This is a genomic window from Acinetobacter sp. YH12045 (assembly GCF_013419925.1).
Taxonomy (GTDB): domain Bacteria; phylum Pseudomonadota; class Gammaproteobacteria; order Pseudomonadales; family Moraxellaceae; genus Acinetobacter; species Acinetobacter amyesii.
In genome coordinates, this window is record NZ_VOZE01000001.1 from 656,519 (window position 1) to 672,254 (window position 15,736).

General features: G+C 38.3%; 17 protein-coding genes. 7 read left to right on the plus strand and 10 right to left on the minus strand.

Translation table 11 applies throughout. The features are described 5' to 3' along the window. Window positions 1–90 precede the first annotated feature (90 nt). Together FTU02_RS16435 and FTU02_RS16440 are read right to left on the minus strand one after the other, a co-directional pair. The gene (locus FTU02_RS16435) at window positions 91–366 is read right to left on the minus strand and encodes a hypothetical protein (RefSeq protein ID WP_306670222.1); all 276 of its coding nucleotides are present in this window, start codon (window positions 364–366) and stop codon (window positions 91–93) included. Window positions 367–480: 114 nt separating this feature from the next. Continuing rightward, window positions 481–726, minus strand: coding sequence for a class I SAM-dependent methyltransferase (locus FTU02_RS16440; protein WP_306670223.1), 246 nt, complete (start codon window positions 724–726; stop codon window positions 481–483). 171 nt (window positions 727–897) lie between these two features. On the opposite strand from FTU02_RS16440, the gene FTU02_RS03270 reads away from it, so the two are divergent. Continuing rightward, a complete protein-coding gene (locus tag FTU02_RS03270) occupies window positions 898–1,335 on the plus strand; it encodes a hypothetical protein (protein WP_180073906.1) in 438 nt (145 codons plus the stop codon). Window positions 1,336–1,409: 74 nt separating this feature from the next. Here FTU02_RS03270 and FTU02_RS03275 read toward each other — a convergent pair whose 3' ends face one another. Then, window positions 1,410–2,801, minus strand: a complete 1,392-nt coding sequence (locus FTU02_RS03275; protein WP_180155773.1) for a PLP-dependent aminotransferase family protein — start codon at window positions 2,799–2,801, stop codon at window positions 1,410–1,412. Window positions 2,802–3,054: 253 nt separating this feature from the next. On the opposite strand from FTU02_RS03275, the gene FTU02_RS03280 reads away from it, so the two are divergent. Together FTU02_RS03280 and FTU02_RS03285 are read left to right on the plus strand one after the other, a co-directional pair. Beyond that, window positions 3,055–3,930: a DMT family transporter gene (locus FTU02_RS03280; protein WP_180155775.1), complete on the plus strand. Its 876-nt coding sequence runs from the start codon at window positions 3,055–3,057 to the stop codon at window positions 3,928–3,930. A 132-nt stretch (window positions 3,931–4,062) separates the two neighbouring features. Then, window positions 4,063–4,557, plus strand: a complete 495-nt coding sequence (locus FTU02_RS03285) for a pyridoxamine 5'-phosphate oxidase family protein (RefSeq protein WP_180064222.1) — start codon at window positions 4,063–4,065, stop codon at window positions 4,555–4,557. 40 nt (window positions 4,558–4,597) lie between these two features. On the opposite strand, the gene FTU02_RS03290 is transcribed toward FTU02_RS03285, so the two are convergent. After that, on the minus strand, window positions 4,598–5,206 hold the full coding sequence (locus FTU02_RS03290; RefSeq protein WP_180155777.1) for a uracil-DNA glycosylase family protein: 609 nt from the start codon (window positions 5,204–5,206) through the stop codon (window positions 4,598–4,600). 39 nt (window positions 5,207–5,245) lie between these two features. Continuing rightward, complete coding sequence (locus FTU02_RS03295) at window positions 5,246–5,962, minus strand: SGNH/GDSL hydrolase family protein (protein WP_180155779.1); 717 nt, start codon at window positions 5,960–5,962, stop codon at window positions 5,246–5,248. Window positions 5,963–6,180: 218 nt separating this feature from the next. On the opposite strand from FTU02_RS03295, the gene FTU02_RS03300 reads away from it, so the two are divergent. Next, a complete protein-coding gene (locus FTU02_RS03300; RefSeq protein WP_180155780.1) occupies window positions 6,181–7,545 on the plus strand; it encodes an alpha/beta hydrolase-fold protein in 1,365 nt (454 codons plus the stop codon). Window positions 7,546–7,611: 66 nt separating this feature from the next. Here the strand turns inward: FTU02_RS03300 and FTU02_RS03305 are convergent, their stop codons facing one another. The 5 genes from FTU02_RS03305 to FTU02_RS03325 form a co-directional block, all read right to left on the minus strand. Continuing rightward, on the minus strand, window positions 7,612–8,658 hold the full coding sequence (locus FTU02_RS03305) for a fatty acid desaturase (RefSeq protein ID WP_180155782.1): 1,047 nt from the start codon (window positions 8,656–8,658) through the stop codon (window positions 7,612–7,614). Between the two features lie 294 nt (window positions 8,659–8,952). Further along, the gene (locus FTU02_RS03310) at window positions 8,953–9,696 is read right to left on the minus strand and encodes an SDR family oxidoreductase (RefSeq protein ID WP_180155784.1); all 744 of its coding nucleotides are present in this window, start codon (window positions 9,694–9,696) and stop codon (window positions 8,953–8,955) included. A 19-nt stretch (window positions 9,697–9,715) separates the two neighbouring features. Beyond that, window positions 9,716–10,414, minus strand: a complete 699-nt coding sequence (locus FTU02_RS03315) for a histidine phosphatase family protein (protein ID WP_180155786.1) — start codon at window positions 10,412–10,414, stop codon at window positions 9,716–9,718. After that, window positions 10,411–11,532 carry a phosphotransferase family protein gene (locus FTU02_RS03320; RefSeq protein ID WP_180155788.1) on the minus strand — a complete coding sequence of 374 codons (1,122 nt, stop codon included), beginning with the start codon at window positions 11,530–11,532 and terminating at the stop codon, window positions 10,411–10,413. The genes FTU02_RS03315 and FTU02_RS03320 overlap by 4 nt, the downstream gene beginning before the upstream one ends. A gap of 110 nt (window positions 11,533–11,642) precedes the next feature. Continuing rightward, window positions 11,643–12,884 (minus strand): acyl-CoA dehydrogenase family protein, encoded by a 1,242-nt coding sequence (locus FTU02_RS03325; RefSeq protein ID WP_180155790.1) that lies wholly within the window; start codon window positions 12,882–12,884, stop codon window positions 11,643–11,645. A gap of 93 nt (window positions 12,885–12,977) precedes the next feature. On the opposite strand from FTU02_RS03325, the gene FTU02_RS03330 reads away from it, so the two are divergent. The 3 genes from FTU02_RS03330 to FTU02_RS03340 all read left to right on the plus strand — a co-directional run bounded on the left by FTU02_RS03330 (window position 12,978) and on the right by FTU02_RS03340 (window position 15,564). Next, window positions 12,978–13,895, plus strand: coding sequence for a LysR family transcriptional regulator (locus FTU02_RS03330; RefSeq protein WP_180155792.1), 918 nt, complete (start codon window positions 12,978–12,980; stop codon window positions 13,893–13,895). Between the two features lie 215 nt (window positions 13,896–14,110). Continuing rightward, a complete protein-coding gene (locus FTU02_RS03335; protein WP_180155794.1) occupies window positions 14,111–14,665 on the plus strand; it encodes a thermonuclease family protein in 555 nt (184 codons plus the stop codon). 125 nt (window positions 14,666–14,790) lie between these two features. After that, window positions 14,791–15,564, plus strand: a complete 774-nt coding sequence (locus tag FTU02_RS03340) for a DUF805 domain-containing protein (RefSeq protein ID WP_180155796.1) — start codon at window positions 14,791–14,793, stop codon at window positions 15,562–15,564. The last annotated feature ends 172 nt before the right edge of the window (window positions 15,565–15,736 follow it).

Sequence of the window (15,736 nt, forward strand, 5' to 3'; positions counted from 1 at the left end):
AATGTACTGCTAATTGGTTAAGTTTTTCTCATCGATAAGATCTAATAGGAACGATTTAAGCAGTTTCAAGCAACTCAATAATGCTCTTGTTCAGTCTCGTTCATATGAGTGCTGGCTTATGAAAAGAACCAAACCATTGACTTCACCCAGACATTCCACTTGGCCATAATTGGCTGCTTTCAGCGCATCTAAATGCTCCTTAACAGACATATACAACTCATGATTTTGCTGAGCATTTGGTGCATATAAATGATCACATAGAAAATACACGCCTTGTGTATTTAATAGCGTTTTTACAGTCCGATGAAACTCTGCTGCATACGCCTTATGTCTCAATTCATGTAAGGCCTGATGAATAATAATCACATCAAAGCAGCTGTTCTGATTGAAATAAATAGATTCTTCCCAATTAGATTGTTTGAAATCCCCTGTTATAAAATTACATTTTAAGCGTTGCGCTGCACTTAGTTTTTCTTTTGCCTAGTCATGCATAGCTTCGGAAAAATCAAATGCTGTGTAGTGAATATTTGGACAATGATTGATTAAAAACTCAGCCAAATAGCCTGGACCTGAACCGAATTCAAGCACGTACGCATTCGGGTTGAAAGCCAAAATAGAGTCGACATACATTTGAAAGATGTCATAACGCCACGGACGTTTAAGATTGACTTCAGCGGCCCATTGTTTAACTTCGATTGGATCTTTTAAGTCTATAGGGCTGGGCACATCTGTTATGTGTATATTATTTTCTCAATTCATTTTTCTTAGACTTAATTTAGATAGATTGAATGCTATTTATACATAAAATATCTCAATAAAAGCAAAGGTTTTACTCACACTTGATGATGCTTTAACATCCAACGCTTATTTTGTTTTATCTCCCCCTAAAGTTTTCTAATGCAATTTTTTGATTTAAGCCGCCAATTTAATTTAAGTGATATTTTAACGCCTTTTACAACGCTCTCTGACCTTGGTCATCAAGAATGGTTTTTGTCGAAAGTTCGGGTTGAGCATGACTGCTTATCTGACAATGACATGATTGAAGGCCAAGCTGTACTTAAATCTAATCACAATATCCAAATTGAGTTGGAATGGTTAATTCAAGATACAGGTCATGAATTACAGCTTTTATTTAAAGGCATTGAAACTGCAGCTAGCGAAGAAACTTTGGTGATCGTGAAAGGTGCGCAAATTGTAGATGATGCAAACAAAAAAGTTTCATCTCAGACACTGAGTTTATGGATCGATGGCACTTTACTACCTATGCTGCCTCATATTCGCAAAGAAATTAAAGCGCGTTTAAACCTTTGGGATTATGTTGAATATGATGGCTAATGCCTCGCCTGAAAAACTGTTTGGCCTTAAAAAAAGTAATCAATCACAGACCTGAAATCTGCATGATTTTTTAGTTAAGCTGTATCTTGCAATTTCAGCTCATTCAGACACTGCTGCAAAACATCAAATACTTTTTTGTCGATGCACTGCGCGACATTAAAACGCATGTATTGCCCTGCGTTCTGTGCTGAGCTGAATGAATTGCCTGGTGCAAGAATGATACCTTGCGTCAAACAGCTTTTTGATAGCTGTGCTGCATCAATATTTGCAGGTAATTGACACCATAAAAAAATGCCAGCTTTGGGCATAACGACTGGATGAATGTCTAGATCTGCAAGTTTCTTTATGGTATCCATCATGTGTTTTTGTAGCTGTTTTTTGACCCATTCAATATGCCTTATATAACTACTGTCCATAAGGGCTTGATAAATAATCTCTGCATTTAAATGACTGGTATTAAAATGGGTTGCAATATTCAAATCAATCAGCTGATCAATTATTGATTCGTGAGCAATGATATAACCACAGCGCACAGCAGCAGAAAGCGTTTTGGTAAAACTGCCAATTTGAATTACTTGCTTTAAACCCAGTAAAGTTAAATAACGTGGCGCATGTAGATACTCAAATTCGGCAAAAATATCATCTTCAACGATTATTAATCCACTTTGCTCTGCCAATTTAGCAATTTCAAATGCCGTTTGCATAGAAAGTGCTGCACCAGTTGGGTTGTGTATGCCTGAGTTGGTTAAATAGATTTTGGGCTGAAACTGCAGCATTTGCTTAAATACTTCTACATCTGGACCATTTTTGCCATACGGTACTGTAATGTAATTCAGCCCATGTGCCTTAATCAGTGCCCTAAAATTAAAGTAACATGGATCATCGATCAGAACCGTATCACCAGTTTTAAGTAAATGCCGAAAAATCAGATCAATAGAATGTGTTGCAGAATCACTAATGAAAATCTGCTTCAAATTAAGCATTACATCATAAACCTCACCTTTACGAGCAATATAGCGGCGTAAATTTGTATGACCGTGTGGCGCCGAATAATCTATTAAGAAACTGCTATCAGATTTAGCAGCCGTTTTTAAGGCTTTACGTAAAGTCTGCTCTGGCATCCATTCTTTTGGCAGCCAGCCGCAACCGGGAATCAGCATACCTTCATGAGCATCTAGCGATTGGCGTGAAATCCACAACGGATCGACCTCTCGGTTATATTCAATAGCATGCTCACTTAATAAAACATTTGCAGTAGAACGTTTGCAGACATAATAGCCAGCTCCAATTCTTGACTCCAATACACCGCTACTGACCAACCGTGCATAGGCTTCTACAACAGTTGAAACCGAACAGCCCAACTGTTGGGAAAATTGACGTACCGAAGGAATGCGGCAGCCTTCAGAAAGCTGTTTCTGATCGATCAGTGTTTGGACTTGCTGCATGACCCATTCGATTTTTGTCATCTTTTCATTTCCTTATTCATGCAGCTTTAGTGAAATATTACGACACACTTTGAACTTATTAATTGACAGTTCAGTCTATTAATCGTTCTAAATCTTGGCTTTACAGCTTATTCAAAGATGGCTATAGATGCAAATTGTATGGGTATTTTACCCATAACAGTTCTTTTTAATTGTATTTGACTGTATCTATTTCAGTCATACAGTACGGTATAAATTTTATTACATATCTTTAGACCAAAAATATGGAATGAACATGCAATTTGACCTCAAAGAAGTTCATCAGGGCTGGCTCAACGGTTTTATTGGCGTTGTTATTTTTGCAGGTTCTATGCCTGCAACCCGTGTTGCCGTTCAAGGCTTTAGCCCCGAATTTCTGACAGGCGCTCGCGCCTGTATTGCCGCTATTTTAGCATTGATACTTTTATTCGTTTTAAAGCAGCCTAAGCCATCTATGCTGCAAATTAAATCCTTATGTATTGTTTCAACAGGTGTTGTCATTGGTTTTCCATTATTTACGGCACTGGCTTTACAAACAGAAACTGCGGCTCACTCTTTAATTTTTGTAGCTTTACTACCATTGGCCACGGCTTTTTTTGCAGTGCTACGTGCCAAAGAAATGCCTAAAAATGCCTTTTGGCTGTTTGCAGGTGCAGGCAGTGCTTTAGTCATCTTTTTCATGCTACATCAATCTGGTGTTAAAGGAATTTCTTTCGGTGACATCTATATGATTATTGCTGTTCTGCTCTGCGGATTGGGCTATGCCGAAGGTGGCGTACTGTCTAGAGCTTTAGGTGGATGGCAGGTCATTTGCTGGGCTTTAATCATTGCTTTGCCACTGTTGCTGCCACTCTGCTGGCTCTATTTCCCAAACGATTTTCAACATATTCCTCTCAGCGCATATATTGGCTTAGCGTATGTGTCATTGTTCAGCATGTTAATCGGCTTCTTTTTTTGGTACAAAGGCTTAGCTTTGGGTGGAATTACCAAAGTCGGTCAAATCCAGCTAGTACAGCCCTTTATTGGCCTTATGCTGTGCGCCGTATTATTAAATGAACAGATTAGCCTACTGATGATTGCGGTATCTTTAGCTGTAGTGAGCTGTGTTGTTATAGCTAAAAAGTACGCTTAAATATTTTTTAAATTGCCTAATTTTAAAGCAAATACAGTGGCATGAATGACCAGTTCATTGCCATTGTTTAGCACAAAAATAGTGAAAAACTCTGATAGAGTGATATGCATAGACAATAATAAAAAAGGCAAAATCATGAATCATCAGAATTGGACTCAAATTCGTAAAGTCGTTGCAAATGCCCAACGTGCGTCTATGCATTGCTCGATTGCTACGGTTGATCAAAATTACCAACCAACAATCACCCCAATTGGCACTTTATTTTTACATGAATCAACCTTTTCAGGTTTCTTCTTTGATACTTATTCAGCGTCACTGCGGGATAATTTAACAATGAATCCAAAAGCCTGTATACAAGCGATAAATAGCAGCAAAGTCTTTTGGCTAAAATCATTAATCAATGGTCAATTTCAAGAATATCCAGGGATACGCCTATATGCTGAAATTGGTGAGTTACGGCCAGCAAGTGAAACAGAATTCGCTTTGGTTCAACAAAGAATTAAGGCATTAAAATGGACTAAAGGTAGCCGCCTAATTTGGAATAATTTTCATCAAGTGCGTGATTTTTCTGTACATGACTTCAAATGGGTACAATATCCTGCAATGATGCCTAAATCATCTTTCTAAGGAAAGCAACCATTGATAAAAGATTACACCCCAAGCTTTCTTATAGTAAGTCAATTTCTTTAAATAATTTACTATACGCTTCAGCTTTTTTTTCCAGTGCTAGTGGATAAGCTCTAGATGATGATGGCATACGGTATAAAGTCAAATCTCTGCCTGCAAATTCGGTATGAACAGCATGCCCAATGTGTGGTTTTTCCGTATTTTCTGGCATAGAGAGCATCAAAGTATCAGTCGCTTTGTCTCCTGTCGTCATAATACTATGGCAATTAGGCATCTGCGTAAGAAGCTTCGCAATATCGGTTTGCTGATGGATCTGTAAAAACTTGTCTGACGCATTGCCTTTCAAACGAATCACTTGATAGGCCGTATCAAAAATGCCTATGCCTATTTCATTTAAAAAATCTCGAATGAGCTGTTCTTTAAAAGTTTTGCTCTCTAGATTGAGAAAATGATTTTTATCCTGAAAAAAACATAGGCCAAAGATTTTCCACATGTCATTTTGAAAATTTGGATAATAAAAATCCATTTTCCAGCGTGTTTTGGGTGGCGGAAAACTCCCTAGCATCAATAGTTTCCCATTTGATGGCAAAAATGGTGCTAAAGGATGCGTTTCGATTTGCGGATTCGCGTCGGAAATGTCTTTGCTCATATAAATTTAACTTCGCCCAGTGGTTGAATCATAAAATGTCTATGAAAATTGTTCAGTGATTTGTTTAGCTATTTTTTCAGCCCATAACTGATAAATTTCTTTACTCGGGTGAAAGCCATCTTTGGCCATTTGTAAGTTTTTCTCACGATATTCTTGTAAATCGTATTCAATTAACCGCATATTCGCTTGAGTGTTAACATAATTTTTTAACAGCGCATTCATCTTTTGTGAATATTGTCCAAACAACCATGACAATGGAAACGGTAAAGCTGGAAACGCATCCATTGGTGGCACACCTGAAATGATCAATAGCTGTGGATGAAACTTTTCCTCGACAGCTTGATATAAACGCTGCTGGAGCTTCAACCATTGGTCTGGCTGTTTTAAAGCTGTGACATCATTGACACCAACAGAGCTGATCACGACATCAAAGTTCTGCATAGTGACATTATCCAAAGCATTGATGATTTGCTGGCTGTTATGCCCCGTTGTGGCTTCAAGGCAAAAGTGAACTTGATAATCAGGCGATAAAATTTTAAGCAATTGTCCCAATAGCGCATCCGACTGATGCTCGACGCCGACACCTGCTGCCGCTGAGTCACCAAGGATCAATACCGATAATGGCCGATTACCCTGACCAAGAATTCCACAACGCTCTCCAACTGGTTCTGCTAAACGTGGAGTATTTTTTTTCACACGGTAACCTTGGATCAGTAATGCAGGTAACAGCAGCAGTGTCGATACTTTGAGTAGCATAATATTCGGGCAATGATTTAAAGCTTATCGTCTTCATTATTTTAAATGGTTTATAAAACAAAGCATTGACTCTATTGTAATTTTTCTACGTTTTCTTTTGTTAAAAGTGGCATATTGCTAGTTTTTTATATTAATAATGATTATCATTTATTGGTTTTCATCCTGCCTATTTTATTATTTCAATGAAAAAACTTTCCCCACTTTTTTTAGCTTGTTCTATGAGCATTGCTGTTTCTTCTGCTTTTGCCCAAACTCAAAATTCACCCGCTTTAACCGATACAACGGAAAAAAAACAATTCCCCTATGCTGCTGCATGTGAAGATGTCAAAGCGCAAAGCCAAATATTACTAAACCTACAACATCAGTTAAATCAAAATCCAAAACAACATGCTCAAATTCTTGAAGATTTTTGGAAGCGTGTAGAGCTTATGGGTACACCAATCATTGAAAACTATGATGAAAAACATGACCGTATAATTTTTTTATGGAAAGGTGCGCAGCATAATGTACGCCTTATTGGTGGCCCAAGTAATGACCATGAATGGTTGACGCGCCTACCAAATACAGATATTTGGTTTAAAGAATCGATTATTGATCATCGTTATATTGGCAGTTATAGCTTTGCTGTCGATTTACCGAACTTAGAAGGTTATCTATCAAATTATTGTCCGCATCTGAATCCAAAACTTAAAGAATCAAGAACACAGCGCCGTGCTGTGATACAGGTACAACGCATTGATACTTTCAACAAAAACACTTACCTCGCAAGTGATGACACATCAGGTTTACGTAATGAAAATTTTGTGGCACTTAAAGATGCCCCGCCTTTTATTGATCCAAAACAATATCCAAATGTGAAACAGCCCAAATTACAAGAGTTTGCTCTAGACAGCACAATTTTGAATAACTCACGTAAAATTCAAATTTACCAATCTATAGCCAAGAAAAACCAGAGCTATATCACTGCTATATTTTTTGATGGTCAGCAATATAATGAATTACTGAATGTTCCAAAGGCGTTAGACATTTTAGTTGAACAAGGTCAATTGCCACCAATTCAAGCCATATTTGTTTCTCCACCGAATGATCAGGAACGACCTAAAGAATTAACACCTAATGCAAAATTTTCAGCATTTTTTAGTGATGAACTGATGCCTTGGATTCAAAAAAATGCACCTGCAAAAGTCGATTCGAAGAAAACGGTACTACTTGGGTCAAGTCTTGGCGGTTTAAGTTCAGCTTATTTAGCCTTAGAAAATCCAAATCAAATTAGTCACATCGTACCGTTATCTGGATCATTTTGGTGGCAAAATGCGCCGACAGACCTCCCTAATGGCATGAGTAAAATCATTCGTGATAAAACCTCACAACCTAAACAGCATTGGTTTATTACTGCCAATAGTTATGAAAGCTCTCGAAATAATAATGAACTGAGTATTTTAGAGACTTCACCTATTGTTGCAGCAGATTTAAAAAATAAAGGACATTATGTGCATTACCAATCGTATATCGGCGGACATTCCTATGCGGTATGGCAAGTTGCCTTGCAAGATGCACTCAAACATTTTTTTGCACACAAGTAATTTATAAAAGTTTAGATCATAAAAAAAGCCCTCAATTGAGGGCTTTTTTTTGAAGATGGTACTGATTTAATTCCAGCGGTTTATGCGTTTAAAGGTTCCAAAATCATTGAAACGTACACCAATCTCACGCATGACTTGGTGTGCAGTTTTTGCAGTTAGGTGACGAATATAAAACGGCTCTTTGACCACAAAATGGTGGATAGCATGGGTCGAACCAAAGTTAAAGCAAAATAATTGCATTGGGAACAACCACCACGGATTTAACACCTGAGTTTGTTTAATGACATCGCGTGGGTCAATATCACCATAATAATGCATATTTGAGCTGATAAATTGTAAGCAGAAAGAACGTATAAAGTTCGGAATAATCCAAATCACAGCTAAAAAATTAATCGTTGGAATTAATTTCACTAAATTGACTGACCAACTAATACTTTGTCCTAACATTGGAGCAATACCATTCACCACATGATAAATGACAAATACATACCAAATGCCGTAATAAACAAAACTTAAAGGAAAAAAACCAGTCAGCTGAGAGAAGAATGCAGTTTTACGTTCTTTTTCAGGCTGTTTTTCAATGAATGTCCTAATCATCTTGAACATTTGAAATGGGCGCAAATAAACCGTCATCAATTGATCGCTAATGACCAATATACGACGTAAACCCCAAGGCATGCCATTACTGATGCCCCGTTCTTCCAAATCGTATTCTGAACCTGAATATTTATGGTGGTTGAGATGCAAACGACGACGTGCCCAAGGACTAATGGTATTCGGACGTGCTAACCACACCAAGGCCAACATGAGATGGTGAGCCCACGGCGTCTTTTTAAAGTACATATAATGAATCAGGTCATGTTCTAATTCATGTGTCAGTGAAGCAAACATCGCCACCAAAATCACACAAGCCCATGCCGGTAAAATGCCAACAGCAAACGCCCAAGCTGAACCCAACATTCCCAGTAGCGCAAAAATAAGGATGGCTGCGCCTATAAAGTTTTGATGTTTTAAAATGGGATATTGCTGACGTAAGTCTTCACCAGCTTTCGTTACGACAGTTCTGACTTTGTTAATTCGCTGTTGATCTGTCATATCGGAAGACATAGACATAGTACAAACCTAAAAATTAATGAACAGTTGTACATTAAAGCAAATTAAAAAAAAGGAAATCGCTATTTTGAGAACAAATCATCGTCTGTTCAAATATTCAACATTTTATTTATTTTCAATATCTTATTTATAAATAATCTGAGTATTTACTCCATTTTTTCTTTGCAAAACCGGCTGCTTTTACTGTCTTTTCATCACAGGTTTGATGTATTCCTTTTTAACCTACAGAGGATGACGAATATCACTTGAGAATAAAAAAGCCCCAAAATTGGAGCTTTATTATTGCATAAAGGTTTAACCCAATTTATTCACGATCTTCAATGGCAATACTTTCATCGCAAGACCTAAAGGCAACCACGGCCATTGTGGTACATAAGCTTTAACCGGTGCTTTCTCAATAGCTTTTGCTAAAAGATGTGAACCCGTTTTTTCATCGACTTCAAATGGCAGTTTTTTCGCACCTTCATTGATCTCTGTACGAATATAACCAGGGAAAATAGTCGTCACTTTAATTGGGGTATCAATCAGTTCTGCACGAATACCTTCAGCTAGAGCAGCAACACCTGCTTTACTTGCACCATAAGCCGTTAAATGTTTAGGCATACCACGCATAGCACTCATCGACGAAATCACCACCAAATGCCCTGCATTTTGGCTACGGAAAATTTCAACCGCAGCTTCGCATTGCGCCAAAGCAGAGATAAAGTTGGTTTCAACTGTGGCGCGGTTAATTTCAAAATTACCTTTACCAATACGACGACCTTCACCGACACCTGCGTTGACAATAACACGGTCAATACTGCCAAAATCTGCTTTAAAGGCATGGAACACTTCAAACACTTGATCATAATTTGTGACATCGAGGGTTTTCGCAATCACTTTGATGCCATATTGGCTTTCCAATTCCTGTTTTAGTGTTTCTAGACGCTCTAAACGACGTGCACAAATGGCCAAGTTGTAGCCTTTTTGTGCAAACTCGCGTGCCATTCCTGCACCAATCCCTGAGCTTGCACCTGTAATTAAAATTGTTTTAGCCATGATAATTCCTTTGTTTATCTTAGATCCAAGTCAATAAATTTGGATCAACTGCTTTTATAAAATGATGTTCATTTAAACTGAGTAATTGCGGTTCATTTCCAACCAAACGCAGTGTTGTCATACTGGTATTGGCAATGGCCCAATTAAGTGCAAATGTTTTTTCAGGACTCAGCCCTAAAATTTTACCGACTGCAACGGAGATCACTCCACCTGAAGTAAACACAACGGCATAACGTGGTTTGGTTTCAGCCAGTTGACTGCATAACTTTTCTAGCGCTGTTTCGACTCGATTTTTAAAATGTGGCCAAGATTCATCGTATTCATGATGAAATTCTCCGCCTGTCCAACGTTCAATGGCACCTTCAAAAATTTTAGATAAATAAGCACGCGGGTTTTCATGCTTCGATACATCTTCTTTTAATAAATGCGGCTGGTTAAATCGAGGTTCATATTGAGCAAAAACTTGCTGATGATTAAATTCATTCCACGCGTCATCTGTATCAACTTGTGCTTCTGGAAAGCATTCAGCCAATGCAAGATTGGCTGTTTGTTGATGACGTTGCATGGAGCCCGCAACCACATAAGGACTTTCTTTTAAAATACGGTCGAAATACTGTCCCAGCACCTTAGCCTGTAGCTCACCGTTGGGAGAAAGCTTGTCATAGCTTTCTGCACCAAAAGAAGCCTGACCGTGCCGAATTAAATATATCGTGGTCATTTCCCTAAAATATCCTTCATTTTTTCAATATATTTTTGTGCCACATCATTGGCTTCAAGTTTTTGCAAACCGATAAGTTTTAAGGCACGAATATGTAAAGCATGGATCACAATCCAAAAATCTTTGAATGCTGGATTATTGGTTTGTTTGTGGTAAAAGCGATAATAAATTTGCTGTGCAATTACCGCTAAACGGAAAATGCCGAACACTTCATAAAAGGTCCAATTGTCCGTTTGAAGACCAGTTTTTTCTAAGTAATATTCAACGACTTCTTTACGGCTAAACATCCCTTTTAGGTTGGTCGGCTGACGGCGTGTCGCTTTAAAAATTGCGTTATCGCCACTTTCAACCCAATATGCCAAAGCTGAACCTAAGTCCATCAATGGATCACCCAGTGTTGCCATTTCCCAATCCAATACGCCAATCACTTGGGTTGGATCATTTGGATCTAAAATCACATTATCAAAACGCCAATCGTTATGAATTACACAAGTTTTAGAGTCAGCAGGAATATTGTCTTTGAGCCAATTACGGACATATTTAAAAGATGGAACATTTAAGGTCTTGGCTTTTTCATAGCGTGCGTCCCAACCTTCCACTTGACGACGACAGTACCCGTCGCCCTTACCTATTTTTTCTAGAGCTGTGCCTTCATAAGGAACTTGATGCAGTTCAATTAACTTGTCGATGACGTTGGTACACAACGCTCGAACTTGGCTTTCATCAAAATTGATTTCTTTGGGTAAGTTTGCACGTGGAATGATGCCTTCTACGCGTTTCATCACGTAGAAATCACAGCCAATCACTGATTCGTCCTGACATAGTGCCACCATCTCAGGGAGTACAGGATAAAATTCAGATAATGCCTTCTGAACGTTATACTCACGTGCCATATCATGTGCAGACTTGGCTTTGGTACCTTTCGGTGGACGACGTAAAATTAAATCAGCATTGTCGTATTTTAAGCGATAAGTCCAATTTGATGCACCACCTGAATATTGAGTGACTTCAACAGGCCCTTCTATTTCAACGCCATGTTCAATCAACCAATTTCCTACAGCACGTACATCCAGTTCTTCACCCTCACGAACTGAACCGCCTACATCGATCACTGACATGCTTTTCTTCCTAAACTTGAATCTATCATGATGATAAAAATATAATTTTCTATAGATTTATAGCATGGACAACTCGGGGTTGCCATGCCAAATATGTGACTACAACTTGTTTATTTTTTACGGCGGCTGCTGTAACCGCGCTTTGCCAATTCTAATTTAGCAATCATACCTTTATGCACTTCATCAGGGCCATCAGCTAGACGTAGTGAACGTGCTTGCGCAAAGAAACCTGTGAGCGGTGTATCTCGAGAAACCCCAGCACCACCGTGGATTTGAATCGCCATATCGACAACTTTTTCTAAGACACTCGGCGCAACTACTTTAATTGCAGAAATCTCGGTTAATGCAGCCATATTCCCTAGAGTATCCATTTTATATGCTGCATAAAGGGTCAGTAAACGTGCCTGATCAATCGCAACACGTGCTTCTGCTACGCGTTCTAAATTGCCACCAAGTTTTAAAATTTCTTTACCAAAAGCAGTACGGCTCATACCGCGGTCAATCATCAGTTCTAGCGATTTTTCGGCAGCACCAATACAACGCATACAATGATGAATACGGCCTGGGCCTAAACGACCTTGTGCAATTTCAAAACCTTGACCTGCGCCGCCAATAAAGTTTGCAACAGGAACACGAACATTTGTGAAGCTAATTTCACCATGTCCATGTGGCGCATCATAGTCGCCAAACACAGGTAACATACGTTCGATTTTGACTCCAGAAGTTTCAACAGGTACTAAAACCATAGAATGCTGATGATGACGGTCTTTGCTTTCATCTGGTGTATGCGCCATAAAAATAATGATTTTGGCATTAGGATCACCTAAACCTGAAGACCACCACTTACGGCCATTCAATACAATTTCGTCGCCTTCAACGACAGCCGTAGCTTCCATATTGGTGGCATCACTTGAAGCAACAGCAGGTTCTGTCATACAAAATACTGAACGGATTGTGCCGTCTAGTAATGGTGTTAACCATTGCTGCTTTTGTTCTTCGGTACCATAACGCCAAATCACTTCCATATTGCCGCTGTCAGGTGCATTGCAATTGAATACCGTAGGTGCAAGTAAGCTACGGCCTGAAAGTTCTGCGATGTGCGCATATTCTTGTACAGATAAGCCTTGCCCAAGTTCAGGACAAGGTAAAAACATATTCCATAAACCTGCAGCTTTGGCTTTATCCTTTAAAACCTCTAACTGTGCTGGCCATTGCCATTTGGTCCAATCACCACCTTGGTTCAGCTCATGGACTTCTGCCCAAAACTCAGTTTCTACAGGCTCAATTTCATCTTTAATAAATTTTTTTGTTCTTTCAATATAATCTTGTGCACGTGCAGAAAGTTCAAACATGACAACATCCTTTAAATATTATGTTCTTTACGCTTTACAACACCATAACGTGAAATCTAATATGAACAAAATGATTTAATTCAATAGATGAACATGAATAGTATTCATAAAAACACCGTCATCGATATGGGTGTTTTCCACCGTATGGATATCAATTTATATCCACTTTATATCGCAATTTATGAACAAAAAAGCATTTCAAAAGCTGCGCAAATATTGTGTATTACTCAATCTGCAGCGAGTCATGCACTTCAACGTTTAAGACAACATTTACAAGATGACTTGTTTGTACGTGCTGGGGCAAAAATGCTTCCAACCCCATTTGCCGAGCAGATTTATCCTGTAATTAAAAATGCGCTTATTGCGATTCAAAGCATTTCTATCCAAAAACAACAATTTACTCCTTCAATGGTACAGAGCTTGAAAATTACGGTACATGATGAAATTGAACCGATCATTTTTCCCAAGTTAGTTGAACACTTTCAACAGCAGCAGTTTCAGATTCAATTTTCCAGTATCAAATTAGACCGCAAAACCATTGTGGCTGATCTTGCTGCACAGCAAATCGATTTTGCGATTGACCTTGAGCAAAACTTTGGTGAAAAGATCAATTTTCAAACCTTGGTTGAAGACCAATTCGTGGTTTGTAGTCAACATCCCAAAATGGATGAACATATTTATCTTTCGGCTCCTCATATTGGGGTTTCTTCCCGACGTGCAGGTGTATTAGTTGAAGATATTTATTTAAATCGTAAAAAACACTCTAGAGAGATTTTTTTACGCTGTCAGCATTACTCTACTGCGCTACAAATTTTGGCACAGCAGCCCAAGGCGATATTGACGATTCCGCAAAATATTTTGACGCATTTACAGGTTGCTCCCGAACTGAATATTTTTGATGTACCTGTAGAGTTGCCGAAAATTAAATTAGGGATGTATTGGCATAATGATTTGGAATTAAATTCACGGCATGTCTTTTTGCGAAGCGAAATTTCTAAAATATTTGCTTAGGCTATTTTAATGAAATATAGCTTTGCTTAGGCTATTTACATGGATTTAGATTGAATTTTTCGTGATTAAACGTGCTGTATATTTATAGATCAAATGCTGATTATTTAATGTATTTTTAACTGACCGTCGGTTTATTCGACAGCCATAAATCATGAGTTTTTATAAAATCTAAACTCCTGTTTTTATGCGATATGACTTCGTTCATATCATTGTGTATGCTTTCAAATCTCTCCGCAAAATGGCTCATGGCTTTAGGTGCAGTACTGTGCTTGATCACAGTCTATGTTCTCTATAAAGTCACCATTTTCTTAAAGGATTTTTTTCAACCCTTTAAGAAAGGAAAATCTTACCTCTGCCGTGTATCCGATATTAGTGATGGCGATACCCTCACCTGCTATCGGATGAATCTGAGACGTTCTAAAACCAAACTTCGCTTTGCTTATGTGGATGCGCCAGAATCGACACAAGCCTACGGTAAAGAGTCTGCACGCCTGATCAAATCTATGGTTTACAAGAAATTTGTTCGTGTAAAAATCACTGATGTAGACCGTTATGGCCGCTGCGTTGGGGTCATTTATCGCTATCGTAAATGCATGAATGAAGAAATGGTAAAACGTGGTGCTGCGTGGGTGTACGAAGAATACATCCGTGACCAAAAGCATTTGCACTATATGATGAATTTACAAAGTAAAGCACGTAAACAAAAGAAAGGTTTGTGGAAAGCCAGTCGTCCAATGCGCCCTAAAGAGTATCGTAAATTACATAAATAACAGACCACATTACAGCATGGCTAAGGAATATTTGATGACTTAGCCATGTCTAATATTTGACCTTTTTTTACTTCGCTATACAATAATGCTGCCCTTTTGGGCATAGAAAATAAATTGGAATAATAATGACTGAACTTACTTCAAGCGAATTGAATCCGTTTCAACAAGATCAAAATATTCAGCCTCAAATTCAAAAAGCCGATCATCCCCTGTCTCCTGAGGGACGTTTTGGCCGCCTATCTTATTTAGCGTGGTTATTTATCATTAGTATGATTTATACCTGCCTATTGGGCATCAGCGTCGCGCTGGGTCTTTTTGCATTTTTCAATTCAGCAGAACGTAGTATTGATGCACTTTTTAATTCATTCTTAGGTCTCAGTGCGATCGCTCTGATTGTCGTTTCTATTGTTGCAATGTTTGTCGCAATGATCTGCATTACGATTCGTCGTTTACATGATCTAAATAAAAGCGGTTGGCTCTGTTTAATTTTTCTCATCCCACTGGTCGGAACCATCTTTAGCATTTATGTGATGGCTTCAAAAGGCACTGAAGGTGAAAATAAATATGGCATAAAACGTCCAACGAAACAAACAGAGAAAGTTATTGGGTCATTGTATCTAATCCTGATGATTGTTTATTTATTGGTCATGATCCCATTGATGTTCAATATGCAAAGTATGATGAACAATTTAGAACAAGCGCAATTACAAGAACAAGCGATGATGTCTGATAGTGAACCTGAATTAACGGATGAACAAATTGCGGCTTATTTAGAGCAAGCTGAATCAGAAGGTGAAGAACTTGCTTATGCAGATGGTGAAAGTGTAGAAATTTCAGAAAATGCAGACAGTTCAGCGGAAGATGCTGCAATTGCAGCTGCAGAAGCTTCTGTAGAATAAACACGTATTGTTTAAGGTATCAATTCAATGATATACATTGAACGATAAGCTTTAAATGAAATGTTATGCAAAAAAACCTGTGTGCGCGCAGGTTTTTTTATACCTATTTTTTATGCTTTGAGTTGTTCACTTGAATTCAAAATAAATAAGGCATAAAGTTGCGATAATTTAG

What these genes read in the sequence shown, in the direction of transcription:
- FTU02_RS03325 (WP_180155790.1), bottom strand. Translation starts at nt 12,884, where the DNA reads ATGTTTGAACTTTCTGCACGTGCACAAGATTATATTGAAAGAACAAAA.
- FTU02_RS03305 (WP_180155782.1), bottom strand. Translation starts at nt 8,658, where the DNA reads ATGTCTATGTCTTCCGATATGACAGATCAACAGCGAATTAACAAAGTC.
- FTU02_RS03330 (WP_180155792.1), top strand. Translation starts at nt 12,978, where the DNA reads ATGAATAGTATTCATAAAAACACCGTCATCGATATGGGTGTTTTCCAC.
- FTU02_RS03310 (WP_180155784.1), bottom strand. Translation starts at nt 9,696, where the DNA reads ATGGCTAAAACAATTTTAATTACAGGTGCAAGCTCAGGGATTGGTGCA.
- FTU02_RS03300 (WP_180155780.1), top strand. Translation starts at nt 6,181, where the DNA reads ATGAGCATTGCTGTTTCTTCTGCTTTTGCCCAAACTCAAAATTCACCC.
- FTU02_RS03320 (WP_180155788.1), bottom strand. Translation starts at nt 11,532, where the DNA reads ATGTCAGTGATCGATGTAGGCGGTTCAGTTCGTGAGGGTGAAGAACTG.
- FTU02_RS03315 (WP_180155786.1), bottom strand. Translation starts at nt 10,414, where the DNA reads ATGACCACGATATATTTAATTCGGCACGGTCAGGCTTCTTTTGGTGCA.
- FTU02_RS03340 (WP_180155796.1), top strand. Translation starts at nt 14,791, where the DNA reads ATGACTGAACTTACTTCAAGCGAATTGAATCCGTTTCAACAAGATCAA.
- FTU02_RS03290 (WP_180155777.1), bottom strand. Translation starts at nt 5,206, where the DNA reads ATGAGCAAAGACATTTCCGACGCGAATCCGCAAATCGAAACGCATCCT.
- FTU02_RS03335 (WP_180155794.1), top strand. Translation starts at nt 14,111, where the DNA reads ATGCTTTCAAATCTCTCCGCAAAATGGCTCATGGCTTTAGGTGCAGTA.
- FTU02_RS03280 (WP_180155775.1), top strand. Translation starts at nt 3,055, where the DNA reads ATGCAATTTGACCTCAAAGAAGTTCATCAGGGCTGGCTCAACGGTTTT.
- FTU02_RS03295 (WP_180155779.1), bottom strand. Translation starts at nt 5,962, where the DNA reads ATGCTACTCAAAGTATCGACACTGCTGCTGTTACCTGCATTACTGATC.
- FTU02_RS03275 (WP_180155773.1), bottom strand. Translation starts at nt 2,801, where the DNA reads ATGACAAAAATCGAATGGGTCATGCAGCAAGTCCAAACACTGATCGAT.
- FTU02_RS03270 (WP_180073906.1), top strand. Translation starts at nt 898, where the DNA reads ATGCAATTTTTTGATTTAAGCCGCCAATTTAATTTAAGTGATATTTTA.